Here is a 14,747-nt window from a genome sequence, read left to right as displayed (position 1 = left end):
AGGGGCGTCCGGATTCTGGACCCGGGGCCAGCCATCCATCACCATACGGTTCAGGCTTCCCTGAATTCACGATGGGCTGTACCGTCAAGCGCATGCTGACTGTCGCTTCCGACATCGAGGTGCTCGCGCGGTTCGGCCGTGCGCTCGCCGACCCGATCCGCTGCCGCCTGCTGCTCGCGCTCCGCGAGGCCCCCGCGTACCCCTCCGATCTCGCCGACGCCCTGGGCATCTCGCGCACCCGGCTCTCCAACCACCTGGCCTGCCTGCGCGACTGCGGGCTGGTCGTCACCGTGCCGGACGGCCGCCGGACGCGGTACGAGCTGGCCGACGAGCGCCTCGGCGACGCCCTGGACAACCTGCGCACCGCCGTGGTGGCCGTGGAGACCGACCGGACCTGCCCGAACGCCGAGACGGACGGGTGCTGCTGACCCATGACCGCGCTATCCCTCGGCCCCTCCCCGGCCCGCCGTGACGCGCTCACCCGCCGCATACGGCTGCTGGTCGCGGCGACCATCGCCTACAACGTCATCGAGGCCGCCGTCGCCCTCACCGCCGGAACGATCGCCTCCTCCAGCGCCCTGGTCGGCTTCGGCCTGGACTCCGTCGTCGAGGTCTCCTCCGCCACCGCCGTCGCCTGGCAGTTCTCCGCCCGTGACCACGCCGTGCGTGAGGCCAGGGAGAAGGCCGCCCTGCGGATCATCGCCGTCTCGTTCTTCGCGCTCGCCGCGTACGTCTCCGTCGACGCGGTCCGGGCGCTGGCGGGCGACGGCGAGGCCGAACGCTCCGTCACCGGCATCGCGCTCGCCGCGCTTTCACTGGCGATCATGCCGTTCCTGTCGGCCGCGCAGCGCCGGGCGGGCCGCGAACTCGGTTCCGCCTCGGCCGTCGCGGACGCCAAGCAGACCCTCCTGTGCACCTACCTCTCCGCCGTCCTCCTGGTCGGCCTGCTCCTCAACGCCCTGCTCGGCTGGTCCTGGGCCGACCCCGTCGCCGCTCTCGCCATCGCCGTCATCGCGGTCAAGGAGGGCCGCGACGCCTGGCGGGGCAGGGGATGTTGCGCCCCGGCGGCCGGCGCGGGCGGGACGGCCTGCCCCTGACGCGCGACCCGGCGATCCGGACCAAGGTCAAGTCTGTGCAAATTCACCCGTTCGGGAGCGCATCCATTGGCCCGTCCCAGACGTCTCACCACCGAGCGGCACCCATATGTGGCCGCATATCAGGGGCATTTGGAGCGTTCAGTTGAAAATCGGGATCAAGCGCATTAATCGCGTCACCATCACGAGCACCGTGGCTCTCACCGCGGGTGCGGTGCTCGCGAGCGGCGCCTTCGCTTCGGCGGCGCAGGCCGCCGCGGCGCCGCCGGCTCCGAAGATCGTCGCCAAGGGCGGCTTCGTGATGAACAGCGGCACCGGCAAGTCGCTCTTCAGCAAGGCCGCGGACACCCGCCGCTCCACCGGATCCACCACGAAGATCATGACCGCTCTCGTGGTGCTCCAGCAGAAGAACGTGAACCTCAAGACCAAGGTCACGATCCAGAAGGCGTACAGCGACTACATCGTCTCGAAGAACGCCTCGTCCGCCCGGCTCATCGTCGGCGACAAGGTCACCGTCGGCCAGCTCCTCTACGGCCTGATGCTCCCGTCCGGCTGCGACGCCGCGTACGCGCTGGCGGACAAGTTCGGCACCGGCTCCACCCGCGCGGCCCGTGTGAAGTCGTTCATCGGCAAGATGAACGCCACGGCGAAGAGCCTCAAGCTGAAGAACACCAACTTCGACTCGTTCGACGGCATAAGCAGTGGGAAGAACTACTCGACCCCCCGCGACCTGACGATCATCGCCCGCCAGGCGATGAAGAACGCCACGTTCCGCTCGGTCGTCAAGACCAAGTCGACGAAGCAGAAGGTCACCACGAAGAGCGGTGGCTACCGCTACATGTCGTGGACCAACACCAACAAGATGCTCAGCAGCTACAGCGGCGCGATCGGCGTGAAGACGGGCTCCGGCCCGACCGCGAAGTACTGCCTGGTCTTCGCGGCGACGCGTAACGGCAAGACGGTCATCGGTACGGTGCTCACGTCGACCTCCGAGGCGAACCGCACGGCCGACGCGAAGAAGTTGATGGACTACGGCTTTAAAAAGTAGCCCGCAGGCGCGTACGAGCAAGGGGCCCGGCCCGCACGATGTGTGCGGGCCGGGCCCCTTTGCCGTACCTACGGCTGTTGCGGCTGGCGCAGGTCGGCCGTGAAGGCGTCCCAGGCGACGGACGCGACGGTGAGCAGGGGGCCACCGGAGCACTTGGAGTCGCGGACGGCGACGGTGGTGGGGATGTTGCGGGCGACCTCGACGCACTCGCCGTCCCCGCTGCTGTGACCGGACTTCTCGAAGAGAAAGCTGATCATCCACTCATCTCCTTGCCGATGCTCACCCATGGGCGCTAGGACTGCCGACGCAGGTCGGCCGTGAAGGCGTCCCAGGCGACGGACGCGACGGCGAAGACCGGGCCATCAAGACGCTTCGAGTCGCGGACGGCGACGGTACGGGGGATGTTGCGGGCTACCTCGACGCACTCCTGCCCAGCATTGCCGCCGCTGTAGCTGGACTTGATGAACTTGTACGCGGGCACAGGACCTACAACTCCTTGAAAATGCCGTCGACCAGTCTGACCGAGTTGCGCTGCGCCAAGCTCAGCCGCGTGATGCGATCGAAGAGCCTGACGTGGCGGTCGGCATCATTATCGCTCTCCAGCCAGAGCGTGCTCGAGGTCGTATCCATGTGGACCACATCGAGGGCTCCAGGGTCAGCGAACGACACGATGGTGAAGGCGCTCGTCATGCCTGGGTGGGCACCCGCCAGGTAGGGCACGACCTGCAGTTTCACGTTCGGCTGACGGGCCATGTCCAGCAGATGGCCGAGTTGCTCCCTCATCACCTGCCGTCCTCCCACCAGTTGGCGCAGAACGCTTTCGTGCACAACGGCCCACAGCTCGAGCGGGCGGTCACCGGTCAACCGCGCCTGTCGTGCCATCCGGGCTTCGACGAAGGGTTCGATCTCGTCGGGATCCTCCCAGGAGCCGTTTCCCACCGCCAGCGCCCTGGCGTAGTCGGGCATGGCGGTGGGCCCGTACGTCCCGGAGACGTACGGGCCCACCAACCAAGCACCTAAGCCCAGGTGATCAGGCGCTTCGGCTGTTCCAGGATCGCCGCCACATCGGCCAGCACCTTGGAGCCCAGCTCGCCGTCGACCAGGCGGTGGTCGAAGGACAGGGCCAGCGTGGTGACCTGACGCGGCTTCACCTTGCCCTTGTGGACCCACGGCTGGAGCTTGATCGCGCCGACCGCCAGGATCGCGGACTCGCCCGGGTTCAGGATCGGGGTGCCCGTGTCGACGCCGAAGACGCCGACATTGGTGATCGTCACCGTGCCGCCCGCCATCGCCGCCGGAGACGTCTTGCCGTCCCGCGCCGTGGTGACCAGCTCGCCCAGGGCCGCCGCGAGCTGCGGCAGCGTCTTGTCGTGCGCGTCCTTGATGTTCGGCACGATCAGACCGCGCGGCGTGGCCGCCGCGATGCCCAGGTTCACGTAGTGCTTCTGCACGATCTCCTGGTTGGCCTCGTCCCAGGCCGCGTTGACCTCGGGGTTCCGCTTGATCGCGACCAGGAGGGCCTTGGCGATGATCAGGAGCGGGTTGACCCGCACCCCCGCCATCTCCTTGTCCTCCTTGAGCTCCGCCACCAGCTTCATCGTGCGCGTCACGTCGACCGTCACGAACTCGGTGACGTGCGGCGCGGTGAAGGCCGAGCCGACCATCGCCTGCGCGATCGCCTTGCGGACTCCCTTGACCGGGATGCGGGTCTCGCGAGCCGAGGCCGGGGTCTCCACGGCAGCCGCCACCGGCTCGGACACCGAAGGAGCCGGAGCCTCAGGCGCCACAGGCGCAGCAGGAGAAGCCGCCGGAGCCGCCGCCGCGTGCACGTCCTCGCGGGTGATGATGCCGTCCTTGCCGGTCGGCACCACCGTCGCCAGGTCGATCCCCAGGTCCTTGGCCAGCTTCCGTACCGGCGGCTTCGCCAGCGGGCGGCCGACCGGAGCCTCAGCAACAACAGGCGCCGGCGAACCGTGCCCGTTCAGCTCCGCCTGCACCGCCGCCGCCACCGCGGCGGCCTCAGGAGCGGCAGCCCCCTTGCGCGGGCGGCGCTTCGTGGAGGATTCCGCGACGCCGTAGCCGACCAGAACCGGCGTACGGCCCTTCGGCTCCTCGGCAGCGGGAGCAGGAGCCGTAGCGGCGGCCTCCACCGGCTCCTGCGCGGGAGCCGGCGCCGGGGCCTCGTCCTCGCTCCCCGGCGCCACGTCCACCGTGATGATCACCTGGCCGACATCGACCGTCGTACCTTCGGAGAAGCGCAGTTCGTGCACCACGCCGTCGAACGGGATCGGCAGCTCCACCGCCGCCTTCGCCGTCTCGACCTCGCACACGACCTGGCCGTCGGTGACCGTGTCACCGGGCTGGACGAACCACTTGAGGATCTCGGCCTCGGTGAGCCCCTCGCCCACGTCGGGCATCTTGAACTCGCGGAAGCGAGCGGACGTCTGTGTCATCGTCGTCACGACCCCAATCCCTCAGTACGCCAGCGAGCGGTCGACGGCGTCGAGCACCCGGTCCAAGCCGGGCAGGTACTCGTCCTCCAGCCGGGCCGGCGGGTAGGGCACGTGGTAGCCGCCGACCCTGAGCACCGGCGCTTCGAGGTGGTAGAAGCTGCGCTCGGTGATGCGGGCGGCGATCTCCGCGCCGGAGCCGTAGAAGACGGGCGCCTCGTGGACGACGACGAGCCGGCCGGTCTTCTCCACCGACGTCTGGATGGCGTCGAAGTCGATCGGGGACATCGAGCGCAGGTCCAGGACCTCGACCGACTTGCCCTCCTCCTGGGCGGCCGCGGCCGCTTCCAGGCAGACCTTCACCATCGGGCCGTACGCGACGAGCGTCAGGTCGCTGCCCTCGCGGACGGTGACGGCCTTGTGGAGCGGGCCGGGGATGGACTCGGTGTCGACCTCGCCCTTGTCCCAGTAACGCCGCTTGGGCTCGAAGAAGATGATCGGGTCATCGCTCTGGACGGCCTGCTGCATCATCCAGTAGGCGTCGCTCGCGTTGGAGGGGGACACCACCTTCAGGCCCGCGACGTGCGCGAAGAGCGCCTCGGGGGACTCGCTGTGGTGCTCGACCGCGCCGATGCCACCGCCGTACGGGATACGGACGACGACCGGCAGCTTGATCTTGCCGAGCGCGCGGGCGTGCATCTTCGCGAGCTGCGTGACGATCTGGTCGTACGCGGGGAAGACGAAGCCGTCGAACTGGATCTCCACGATGGGGCGGTAGCCGCGCAGGGCCAGGCCGATCGCGGTGCCGACGATGCCGGACTCGGCGAGCGGGGTGTCGATCACCCGGTCCTCGCCGAAGTCCTTCTGGAGGCCGTCGGTGATACGGAAGACGCCGCCGAGCTTTCCGACGTCCTCGCCCATGATGAGGACCTTGGGGTCGGTGTCGAGGGCCAGACGCAGCGACTCGTTGAGCGCTTTCGCGATGGACATCTTTTCCACGGCCATGGCTACTTGCCCTCCTCGGCAGAGTCGGCGAACGATGCCTGGTAGGCGGAGAACTGGGCACGCTCCTCGTCGACGAGGGAGCTGCCGTCGGCGTAGCCGTGCTCGAACAGGGAGAGCGGCTCCGGGTCGGGCATCGCCCGTACGACCTCGCGTACGCGCTTGCCGAGGGTCTCGCTCTCCTCGTCCAGGGCGGTGAAGAACGCCTCGTCGGCGTGGCCGGAACTCTCCAGGTACGTGCGCAGGCGCAGGATCGGGTCCTTCGCCTCCCAGGCGGCCCGCTCGTCGTCGGCCCGGTACTTCGTCGGGTCGTCGGAGGTGGTGTGGGCGCCCATGCGGTACGTGAACGCCTCGACCAGGGTCGGGCCCTCACCGCGGCGGGCGCGCTCCAGTGCGGAGCGGGTGACGGCGAGGCACGCGAGGACGTCGTTGCCGTCGACGCGGACGCCGGGGAAGCCGTAGCCCTGCGCGCGCTGGTAGAGCGGCACGCGGGTCTGGCGCTCGGTGGGCTCGGAGATGGCCCACTGGTTGTTCTGGCAGAAGAACACCACCGGGGCGTTGTAGACCGCGGAGAAGGTGAACGACTCCGCGACATCGCCCTGGCTGGAGGCACCGTCACCGAAGTACGCGATCACGGCCGAGTCCGCGCCGTCCTTGGCGACGCCCATGGCGTACCCGGTGGCGTGGAGGGTCTGCGAGCCGATGACGATCGTGTACAGGTGGAAGTTGTTGGTCGTCGGGTCCCAGCCACCGTGGTTCACCCCGCGGAACATGCCCAGCAGGTTGGTGGGGTCGACCCCGCGACACCAGGCCACACCGTGCTCACGGTAGGTCGGGAAGACGTAGTCGTCGTCGCGCAGCGCCCGGCCGCTGCCGATCTGCGCGGCCTCCTGGCCCAGCAGCGAGGCCCACAGGCCCAGCTCCCCCTGCCTTTGGAGGGCGGTCGCCTCGGCGTCGAAGCGGCGGGTCAGAACCATGTCCCGGTACAGGCCGCGCAGCTCGTCGGCGCTCAGGTCGATGCTGTAGTCCGGGTGCTCGACCCGCTCGCCCTCGGGCGTCAGCAGCTGCACGAGCTGGGGCTCGGAACTCTGCGGCTTCTTCGCGGCGCTGGTCCGCTTACTGGCGCGTCGCGGTTTACGCGCGGCGGCAGTGCTCTCCACGGTCACGTGCGTGCTCCTCCGTCGGTCCGGCCCCCGGGGTCTGCCGGGAGACCAGTGCGGCTCGCCTGTGTCCGGACCCGAGCACGGGGTGGGTGCTTCTCGGCCGGGATACAGGCGTGACAGGTGCCCCGGCGAGCGCCCTGTCATAGGCACGTTACCCAGTGCATCGCATAACTGCGAAACCCTATCTGACCTGCGTTTTTGCTTGGATTTCCAAGTAAATCGAAAAAATCACGAAGCTCTGCTGGTCACAGCACTGGGAACAGCCTTGCAGGCCGCCGGAACAACGGCACGTTATCCCGCGGATCAGCGGCTGGGAAGAGCGGAGGAGAGGCGAGTGTGTGAGACTGCGACCGTGCGCGAAGATGGAAAAATCACGGTATTTCTGCTCGACGATCACGAGGTCGTCCGGCGTGGCGTCCATGAGCTGCTGGCCTCCGAGCCCGACATCGAGGTGGTCGGCGAGGCGGGCACGGCCGCCGACGCCCTGGTCAGGATCCCGGCGACGCGCCCTGATGTGGCGGTGCTCGACGTCCGGCTGCCCGACGGCAGCGGGGTGGAGGTGTGCCGGGAGGTCCGTTCGCTGGACGAGAACATCAAATGCCTGATGCTCACCTCGTACGCCGATGACGAGGCGCTTTTCGACGCGATCATGGCCGGTGCGTCGGGTTATGTGCTGAAAGCGATCCGGGGCAATGAACTGCTCAATGCCGTACGGGACGTCGCCGCCGGGAAATCCCTGCTGGACCCCGTGGCCACCGCCCGGGTGCTGGAGCGGCTGCGCGACGGCGGCACCGCCAAGGGCGACGAGCGGCTCGCCAACCTCACCGAGCAGGAGCGCAAGATCCTGGATTTGATCGGGGAGGGGCTGACCAACCGGGTCATCGGGGAGCGGCTGCACCTCGCCGAGAAGACCATCAAGAACTACGTCTCCAGCCTGCTGTCCAAGCTGGGCATGGAGCGCCGCTCGCAGGCGGCCGCGTACGTCGCCCGGCTCCAGGCCGAGCGCCGCTGAACCCAACGGCATGGGACTTTGGTCCCGGGCCGCCCGGGGCCGGGGACTCTTACCCGGTCCCTACGTGTGCCGGACAGTGGACCGTATGCCCTCCGAAGAAACCCCCGCGCCCCAGGCGATGGAGCTGCTCCGCCGGGTCCCGTACGGCCGCCTCGCCACCAGCATGCGCGCCCTGCCGTTCCTGGCGGTGGCCCGGCACATCGTGAGCGACGGCCGCATCCTGCTGCGGATGCACAGCGGCTTCGGTCACCACGAGGCATGCGACGGGACCGTCGTCGCCTATGGGGCGGACAACTACAACGCGTCCTGCGGCGATGGGGGCGACGATCTGTGGTCCGTGCAGTTCACCGGGCCCGCCGAGATCGTCCATCCCCGCCCTGAGCAGGAAGAACTCTTCGGTGCCGCCCCCGTCCACGTCAACGGGGAACCCTTCGCGCCGGCCTACCTCCGGGTCGACCCGCACTTCGTCACGGAGCACACTCTGGGCTTCGACGCAAGTCAGGTTGTCCGCCACGCAGCGTGATCTACCATTTGGTAAGTGCCGCGCTCATATGTAACCCGCCCACCAGTTCCCCCGGTCGGCGAGGTGCTGCGCCGCTACCCGGACGTGGGTGAACCGCTCGCCTGCGAGCCGATCACCAAGGGCCTGCTGAACCACGGATACCGCGTGTCCACCACCCGCGGCTCCTACTTCCTCAAGCACCACCTCGACAAGAAGCACATCGGCGACGCCACCGGTGAGCGCGCCACGATCGTGCGCCAGCACCACGCCACCCAGCGCCTGGCCTCGCTCGGCGTGCCCGTCGTCCCGCCGCTGACCGACACGGAGGGCACCACGGTCACCGTGATCGGCGACCGCTGCTACGCCCTGCACCCCTGGGTCGACGGACTGCACCGGGTCGGATCCCAGCTCACCCCCCACCAGTCGCGGCGTCTCGGGACGCTCCTCGGAGCCGTACACACCGCTCTTGAGCAGGTCATGCCGGCGGACGGTGAACCCGAGCCTCCGGTGGGGTCGTTACCCGCCGGGTACGGCAGTCCGCATGCCGCCGACACCTTCGCGCTGATCGACGAGCTGCTGGCCGTGGCCCGTGGGCAGCGCTCCCGGGACACCCCGCGTGACGCCTTCGACGAGCTCGCCGTGCACCGGCTCGTGGAGCGCCGGGCGCTGCTGGAGCGGCATGCGCACCGCCGGCCGCCGACGCCGGACGGGCCCGCCACCGGGTGGGTGCACGGCGACTTCCATCCGCTCAACCTGCTCTACCGGGGCGCCGATCCGGTCGCGATCGTGGACTGGGACCGGCTGGGGGTGCAGCCGCGCGCCGAGGAGGCGGTCCGGGCGGCGGCCATCTTCTTCGTGCAGCCGGGCGGGGAGCTGGACCTGCCGAAGGTACGGGCGTACGCCCGCGCGTACCGGCGGGCGGCGGGGGCGGGGGCGGCCGAACTGGCCGCCGCCGTGCACCGGGTGTGGTGGGAGCGGCTCAACGACTTCTGGATACTGCGCTGGCGCTACCGCCTGGACGACCGAAGGGCCGACCCGCAGTTCCCTGCGGTGTCGGCCCTGGCGGTGTGGTGGACCCGTGAGTACGAGGCGGTGTGCGCGGCGTTCACGGAGTAGAGCGTCCCCACGGGGTCCTAGGGGGTCCTAGGGGGTGGTGCCTCCCGCTGCCGGGCCGGCCGTGTCGCCCGTGCCGCTGTTGCCGGCGCTGCCCGCGCTGGCGCCGCCGTTCGCGCCCTCCGAGCCGCCGGGCTCGCCGCCGTTGCCGCCGCCCGGGGTGCCCGGGTCGGTGGTCGGGTCGGTGGGGTCGCCGGACGGCTCGCCCGTGGTGCCCTCGTTGGTGTTGCCGTCCGTCGTCCCGGCGTCCGTGTTGTCGGACGGGGTCGGGGACGGCGTGAACGAGGGCTGGCTCTGGGTCGGCGGCGGGGTGTACGGCGGCGGCTCGGGCTGCGTCTGACCGCCCGTGGAGGTGCTCGGCTGCTCCGGCTCCTCCTCCGTCGGCTCCTCCTCGTCGGACGGCTCCTCCGACGGCTCCTCCTCGGAAGAGCTCACCGAGGTGGACGGCGTGACCGGCGTCTTCTTGTCGCCGTCGTCGCCCTTCGACGCGCTGATGGCGAAGGCGACCCCGGCGCCGATCGCGACCAGCGCGAGCAGCACGAAGAGCCACATCTTGTTGCGCCGGCCACCGCCCCGCTGTCCGCCGCGACCACCGTCGTAGCCGTTGTAACCGCCGTCGTCCGGGTTCATCGGGGGCAGGATCGGCCCCTGCGAGGTGTCCCCGTGCATCGGGTGGCCCATCGCCCGGGTCGAGCCCGTCATCCCGTGCGGCGGGGTCTGACCGCCCTCGTTGAGCGCGACCGGACCGGTGTTCCACGTGCCCGTGTGGCCGCCCTGCACCTGGAGCATCTGCAGGCTGTACTGGACCAGTCCGCGCATCTCCTCGGCGCTCTGGAACCGGTCGTCCGGGTCCTTCGCCAGCGAGCGCATCACCATGCCGTCCAGCTCCGGCGGCACCACGTCCGAGACCTCGGACGGCTGCACCGGGATGTCCTGGACGTGCTGGTAGACCACCGAGAGCGGGGTCTCACCGGTGAACGGGGGCCGCAGCGCCAGCAGTTCGTAGAGCAGGCAGCCCGTGGCGTAGAGGTCGGAGCGGTGGTCGACGGCCTTGCCGAGCGCCTGCTCGGGGGAGAGGTACTGCGGCGTGCCCATGACCATGCCGGTCTGGGTCATCGTCGACTGGGCGCCGTGCAGCGCCCGCGCGATGCCGAAGTCCATCACCTTGACCGCGCCGGAGTCCGTGATGATCACGTTGGCGGGCTTGATGTCCCGGTGCACGATGCCGTGCTGGTGCGAGTAGGCCAGCGCCTCCAGCACGCCCGAGACGATGATCAGGGCCTGCTCGGGCGGGGGCGCCTCGGCGGTCAGGAGAAGGTCGCGGATGGTGCGGCCCTCGACCAGCTCCATCACGATGTACGGGACCGTCTGGCCGCCCACGGTGTCCTCGCCGGAGTCGTAGACGGCGACGATCGCATGGTGGTTGAGGCCGGCGACGGACTGCGCCTCACGCGTGAAGCGGGCCTTGGAGACCGGGTCCTCGGCCAGGTCGGAGCGGAGCAGTTTGACCGCGACCGTACGTCCGAGCCGGACGTCCTCCGCCGCGTACACCTCTGCCATGCCGCCCCGGCCGAGCCGGTAGGTCATCCGGTAGCGTCCGTCACCGACGACCCCACCGACACCCCAGGCGTCGGAGCCATCCGAAAATCCGCCGCCGTTTGCTTCGGAATCGGGTGCCATCAGTCCTCGCCGTCGTATCTGTCCGCGCGTCCGCGGGTTCTCACGGTGCCTTGCTGCATTGCCACGTCACGCTACAGCCTCCACCGGACACCCAGGTTCCGCACCGGACGGATCATCCGACCGGTCGGCGTGTCCTCCACCACGGATCCATGCGTTTCCTGTAACGCTTCCGCGACGCTTCCTGTGCGTAGGGTCACGGAACGGGTGCCCGGCTTGACGTGTCGGACCCCTCGGGCAGACTTGGCGCGTCATCGCGTTGTACGGAACCGGGTCGCATGGATCTGCGTCCTACAAAAACATCGCGTGTGCATCACGTCGCGTGTGCAGCACATAGCGCGCCAGGGGCGCGCCGCCGAGGGGGAAGCAAGTCATGAGTCAGGACGGCGCACAGGGCCGCTACGCGGGCGGTGCGGTCGCGGGCGGCCGCTACCAGCTGCGTGACCTGCTCGGCGAGGGCGGGATGGCGTCCGTCTACCTGGCGTACGACTCCGCCCTGGACCGCCAGGTCGCGATCAAGACCCTGCACACCGAGCTCGGGCGCGAGCAGTCGTTCCGCGAGCGGTTCCGGCGCGAGGCGCAGGCCGTCGCCAAGCTCCAGCACACCAACATCGTCTCGGTCTTCGACACCGGCGAGGACGAGCTCGGCGGCGCGCTGATGCCGTACATCGTCATGGAGTACGTCGAGGGGCAGCCGCTCGGTTCGGTGCTGGCCGATGACATCCGGCAGTACGGCGCGATGCCCGCCGACAAGGCGCTCAAGGTGACGGCGGACGTGCTCGCCGCGCTGGAGACCAGCCACGAGATGGGCCTGGTCCACCGCGACATCAAGCCCGGCAACGTCATGATGACCAAGCGCGGCATCGTGAAGGTCATGGACTTCGGCATCGCCCGCGCCATGCAGTCCGGTGTCACCTCCATGACGCAGACCGGCATGGTCGTCGGCACCCCGCAGTACCTCTCCCCCGAACAGGCCCTCGGCCGCGGTGTGGACGCCCGCTCCGACCTGTACTCGGTCGGCATCATGCTCTTCCAGCTGCTCACGGGCCGGATCCCGTTCGACGCGGACTCGCCGCTCGCCATCGCGTACGCGCATGTGCAGGAGGAGCCGGTCGCGCCGTCCACCATCAACCGGTCGGTCACCCCGGCGATGGACGCGCTCGTCGCCCGCGCCCTGAAGAAGAACCCGAACGAGCGCTTCCCGAGCGCCGCCGCGATGCGGGACGAGATCGACCGGGTGCTGAACGCCTCGGGCGGCCAGACCGGCGCCCCGGTGATCGTCGCCGGGGGCGGACCGGCCAACAGCGGTGCGGGCGTCGGCTCGGCGGTGTTCCCGCCCGTCGACCAGGCCACCCCCGCCCCGCAGGGCGTCCAGACGCCGTACCAGCCGCACCCGCAGCCGCCGTACCAGTCGGGCCCTTCGGGGCCGTACAACCAGCCGGCCCCGACGCCCGCGCCGAGCTACGGCTACCCGCAGGCGGCCCAGGGTTACCCGACGCCGGGCCCGCTCGCCCACCAGACCCCGCCGCCGTACACGATCAACCCGCAGCACCAGACGGCCGTCGGCACCACGGGCGGCGGCTCCTCCAAGCGGAACATGCCGGTCATCGTCGGCTCGATCGTCGTCGCGCTCCTCGCCGTGGGCGGCCTGATCACCGCGCTCGCCCTCCAGGGCGACGGCAAGGACGACGAGGCGGGCAAGAGCGGCGACCCGGGCACCAGCGAGACCTCCACGGACGAGGGCTACCGGCCCCCGGAGCGCAACCGGACGATGAAGACGACGGCCTGCACGGACGCCTCCGAGGACTCCAACGACCCGAAGAAGGTCCAGGCGCCCAACTTCGTCTACAAGGACATCCTCTCGGCGAAGGAGTGCGCGGCGGCCGCCGGCTGGACGATCAAGGAGATCGAGGAGCCCGGCAACACGTACGCGGAGGGCCAGATCGTCGGCCAGTTCCCGTCCTCGGGCACGGCCGTCTCCGAGCGCGGCGCCCACTTCGAGCTGAAGATCTCGACAGGCCGGCCTTCCTGACCTGAAGGGTCGGCCGTCCTGATCGTTCTTGTTCGCCGGGTGATCGCTGCGGGGCTCTGGATCTCCGTTCCGGGGCGGTAATCGATCCCGGAACGGCCGGTTATCTCCTCCTCGCCCGTCCGGGATGCCGGATGCTGGAGCCCGTGTGACGCTGATCTCATGGCTCCAGGACGTCCGGCCGTGTGGTCGTCGAGGTGCGCGGTCTGTCTGCTGGTGACGGCCGGCGCGATGCTGGGGCCGTTGGGTCCGCCGAGCGGGGCCGCGTCGGCTTCCGTCTCCGCTTCCGCCGATGGGCCGTCCGTCAGCGCAACGCCTTCCGCAGCGTCGAGTCCTGCGGCCACGCCCCTTCCATCAGGCCTCCCATCAGGTGCCTCACCCTCCTCCGTGCTTCCCTCGGGGCTGTTCCCGCCGTCGTCCGGGGTCTCCGGTACGAGAGGGGCCGTGGAGCCTGTGGAGCCCGTCGGGAGCCCTTCGGCGGATGGAGGTGACGTGGCGGGCGCCGAGGCCCCCGAAGGTTCCGCTTCGCCCTCTCCCAGCCGTTCCGTCTCCGTCGAGGTGTCGGGGTCGACCGCGCCGATGGCCGGGCGTGAGGCCGGGGCCGGCAAGGCTCGGCCCGGGCGTTCGCTGACCCCGCTGGAGCTGGCGCGGGCCGAGACGCCGGCCGATGCCGAGCCGTCGGACGAGCCCGAGGAGAGCGCCTCCGACCTGCCGGTCTTCACCCCGCCGCCCGAGGCGTTCAGCGAGCCGGGGAGCGCGGGCGCACGCGCCCTGGACGCCGCCGCCGTACGACAGGTGCAGCAGGTCTCGCTGGGTACGGGCATCGCCTTGGTGGGGCTCGGGATCGCCTTCCTCGCCTTCCGTCTGCGCCGGGTGAACTGATTCCGCTTCACGCCGCGTGAGCGGACTCCTGCACCCCGTGGCCGCTCCGTCAGGTGACTTGCCAGGAGCGACATACTCGGTATACATACTCAGTATGTCGATCCGCCACGGGCTGCTGGCCCTCCTGGAGCGGGGCCCTCGGTACGGCTCCCAGCTCCGCACCGAGTTCGAGTCCCGCACGGGCTCCACCTGGCCCCTGAACGTCGGCCAGGTCTATACGACGCTCAGCCGCCTGGAGCGCGACGGCATGGTCGTGCAGGAGGGGGCCGACGAGGCCGGGCACGACCTCTACGCGATCACCGGCGACGGCCGGGCCGAGCTGCGCAGCTGGTTCGAGACCCCGGTGGACCGCACCAGTCCGCCCCGCGACGAACTGGCGATCAAGCTCGCCATGGCCGTGGGGGCCCCGGGTGTCGACATCCGCGATGTCATCCAGTCCCAGCGCCACCACACCCTCAAGGCCATGCAGGACTTCACCCGGCTCAAGGCCCAGGCCCTGGCCGACGTCCCCGCCAACCGGGACGAGGTCGCCTGGCTCCTCGTGGTGGAGCAGCTGATCTTCCAGGCGGAGGCCGAGGCCCGCTGGCTCGACCACTGCGAGTCGCGGCTCGTCCGCCTCGCCGAGGCTGCCGCCACCGAGCCCTCGCCCGAACCCGGCCCGGCGGCCACCCGCGGCCCGGCCCGCTCCCTGACCGGTCGCACGAAGACCCGCCGCTGAGCGGGGCTCCTCCTCAGCCGCCCGTTTCCTGAACCGGACGCTTCCTCGGCCGCCCGT

General features: G+C 70.1%; 15 protein-coding genes and 1 pseudogene. 9 read left to right on the top strand and 7 right to left on the bottom strand.

Going from position 1 to position 14,747, the window contains the following annotated elements:
- Positions 1-92: 92 nt before the first annotated feature.
- The 3 genes from IF17_RS0106890 to IF17_RS0106880 all read left to right on the top strand — a co-directional run bounded on the left by IF17_RS0106890 (position 93) and on the right by IF17_RS0106880 (position 2,142).
- Positions 93-428, top strand: a complete 336-nt coding sequence (locus tag IF17_RS0106890) for an ArsR/SmtB family transcription factor (RefSeq protein WP_030563196.1) — start codon at positions 93-95, stop codon at positions 426-428.
- Between the two features lie 3 nt (positions 429-431).
- The gene (locus IF17_RS0106885) at positions 432-1,097 is read left to right on the top strand and encodes a cation efflux transmembrane domain-containing protein (RefSeq protein ID WP_030563194.1); all 666 of its coding nucleotides are present in this window, start codon (positions 432-434) and stop codon (positions 1,095-1,097) included.
- 142 nt (positions 1,098-1,239) lie between these two features.
- The gene (locus IF17_RS0106880) at positions 1,240-2,142 is read left to right on the top strand and encodes a D-alanyl-D-alanine carboxypeptidase family protein (RefSeq protein WP_030563192.1); all 903 of its coding nucleotides are present in this window, start codon (positions 1,240-1,242) and stop codon (positions 2,140-2,142) included.
- 68 nt (positions 2,143-2,210) lie between these two features.
- On the opposite strand, the gene IF17_RS0106875 is transcribed toward IF17_RS0106880, so the two are convergent.
- The 6 genes and pseudogenes from IF17_RS0106875 to pdhA form a co-directional block, all read right to left on the bottom strand.
- The gene (locus IF17_RS0106875) at positions 2,211-2,399 is read right to left on the bottom strand and encodes a DUF397 domain-containing protein (RefSeq protein ID WP_030563190.1); all 189 of its coding nucleotides are present in this window, start codon (positions 2,397-2,399) and stop codon (positions 2,211-2,213) included.
- Positions 2,400-2,434: 35 nt separating this feature from the next.
- The gene (locus tag IF17_RS0106870) at positions 2,435-2,623 is read right to left on the bottom strand and encodes a DUF397 domain-containing protein (protein WP_030563188.1); all 189 of its coding nucleotides are present in this window, start codon (positions 2,621-2,623) and stop codon (positions 2,435-2,437) included.
- A gap of 5 nt (positions 2,624-2,628) precedes the next feature.
- Positions 2,629-3,105 (bottom strand): annotated as a pseudogene (locus IF17_RS0106865) (DUF5753 domain-containing protein); the annotation flags it as partial.
- 53 nt (positions 3,106-3,158) lie between these two features.
- Positions 3,159-4,604 carry a dihydrolipoamide acetyltransferase family protein gene (locus IF17_RS0106860; protein ID WP_030563184.1) on the bottom strand — a complete coding sequence of 482 codons (1,446 nt, stop codon included), beginning with the start codon at positions 4,602-4,604 and terminating at the stop codon, positions 3,159-3,161.
- Positions 4,605-4,616: 12 nt separating this feature from the next.
- On the bottom strand, positions 4,617-5,597 hold the full coding sequence (locus tag IF17_RS0106855; protein ID WP_030563182.1) for an alpha-ketoacid dehydrogenase subunit beta: 981 nt from the start codon (positions 5,595-5,597) through the stop codon (positions 4,617-4,619).
- A 2-nt stretch (positions 5,598-5,599) separates the two neighbouring features.
- A complete protein-coding gene (pdhA, locus tag IF17_RS0106850) occupies positions 5,600-6,760 on the bottom strand; it encodes a pyruvate dehydrogenase (acetyl-transferring) E1 component subunit alpha (protein WP_030563180.1) in 1,161 nt (386 codons plus the stop codon).
- Between the two features lie 349 nt (positions 6,761-7,109).
- Between pdhA and IF17_RS0106845 the strand changes: the two genes are divergently transcribed.
- From IF17_RS0106845 to IF17_RS0106835, 3 genes are all read left to right on the top strand, one after another.
- A complete protein-coding gene (locus IF17_RS0106845; protein ID WP_030563178.1) occupies positions 7,110-7,769 on the top strand; it encodes a response regulator in 660 nt (219 codons plus the stop codon).
- An 85-nt stretch (positions 7,770-7,854) separates the two neighbouring features.
- Complete coding sequence (locus IF17_RS0106840) at positions 7,855-8,292, top strand: pyridoxamine 5'-phosphate oxidase family protein (protein ID WP_030563177.1); 438 nt, start codon at positions 7,855-7,857, stop codon at positions 8,290-8,292.
- A gap of 63 nt (positions 8,293-8,355) precedes the next feature.
- Positions 8,356-9,387, top strand: a complete 1,032-nt coding sequence (locus IF17_RS0106835) for a phosphotransferase enzyme family protein (protein WP_030563175.1) — start codon at positions 8,356-8,358, stop codon at positions 9,385-9,387.
- A 27-nt stretch (positions 9,388-9,414) separates the two neighbouring features.
- On the opposite strand, the gene IF17_RS0106830 is transcribed toward IF17_RS0106835, so the two are convergent.
- Complete coding sequence (locus IF17_RS0106830) at positions 9,415-11,064, bottom strand: protein kinase domain-containing protein (RefSeq protein WP_030563173.1); 1,650 nt, start codon at positions 11,062-11,064, stop codon at positions 9,415-9,417.
- A gap of 370 nt (positions 11,065-11,434) precedes the next feature.
- Between IF17_RS0106830 and IF17_RS0106825 the strand changes: the two genes are divergently transcribed.
- From IF17_RS0106825 to IF17_RS0106815, 3 genes are all read left to right on the top strand, one after another.
- Entirely contained in the window at positions 11,435-13,093 is a 1,659-nt protein-coding gene (locus IF17_RS0106825; protein ID WP_030563171.1) for a protein kinase domain-containing protein, read from the top strand.
- A 489-nt stretch (positions 13,094-13,582) separates the two neighbouring features.
- Complete coding sequence (locus IF17_RS1000000140215; RefSeq protein ID WP_078615812.1) at positions 13,583-13,972, top strand: hypothetical protein; 390 nt, start codon at positions 13,583-13,585, stop codon at positions 13,970-13,972.
- A gap of 94 nt (positions 13,973-14,066) precedes the next feature.
- Positions 14,067-14,690: a PadR family transcriptional regulator gene (locus tag IF17_RS0106815; protein ID WP_030563167.1), complete on the top strand. Its 624-nt coding sequence runs from the start codon at positions 14,067-14,069 to the stop codon at positions 14,688-14,690.
- Positions 14,691-14,747 lie beyond the last annotated feature (57 nt).

Origin of the sequence: Streptomyces cyaneofuscatus, assembly GCF_000718135.1 — a bacterium.
Taxonomy (GTDB): domain Bacteria; phylum Actinomycetota; class Actinomycetes; order Streptomycetales; family Streptomycetaceae; genus Streptomyces; species Streptomyces cyaneofuscatus.
The sequence above is the reverse complement of the archived record's forward strand: the minus strand, read 5'-3'. Positions and strand labels throughout refer to the sequence as shown.

What these genes read in the sequence shown, in the direction of transcription:
- IF17_RS0106890 (WP_030563196.1), top strand. Translation starts at nt 93, where the DNA reads ATGCTGACTGTCGCTTCCGACATCGAGGTGCTCGCGCGGTTCGGCCGT.
- IF17_RS0106885 (WP_030563194.1), top strand. Translation starts at nt 432, where the DNA reads ATGACCGCGCTATCCCTCGGCCCCTCCCCGGCCCGCCGTGACGCGCTC.
- IF17_RS0106875 (WP_030563190.1), bottom strand. Translation starts at nt 2,399, where the DNA reads ATGATCAGCTTTCTCTTCGAGAAGTCCGGTCACAGCAGCGGGGACGGC.
- IF17_RS0106855 (WP_030563182.1), bottom strand. Translation starts at nt 5,597, where the DNA reads ATGGCCGTGGAAAAGATGTCCATCGCGAAAGCGCTCAACGAGTCGCTG.
- IF17_RS0106840 (WP_030563177.1), top strand. Translation starts at nt 7,855, where the DNA reads ATGCCCTCCGAAGAAACCCCCGCGCCCCAGGCGATGGAGCTGCTCCGC.
- IF17_RS0106830 (WP_030563173.1), bottom strand. Translation starts at nt 11,064, where the DNA reads ATGGCACCCGATTCCGAAGCAAACGGCGGCGGATTTTCGGATGGCTCC.
- IF17_RS0106825 (WP_030563171.1), top strand. Translation starts at nt 11,435, where the DNA reads ATGAGTCAGGACGGCGCACAGGGCCGCTACGCGGGCGGTGCGGTCGCG.
- IF17_RS0106815 (WP_030563167.1), top strand. Translation starts at nt 14,067, where the DNA reads ATGTCGATCCGCCACGGGCTGCTGGCCCTCCTGGAGCGGGGCCCTCGG.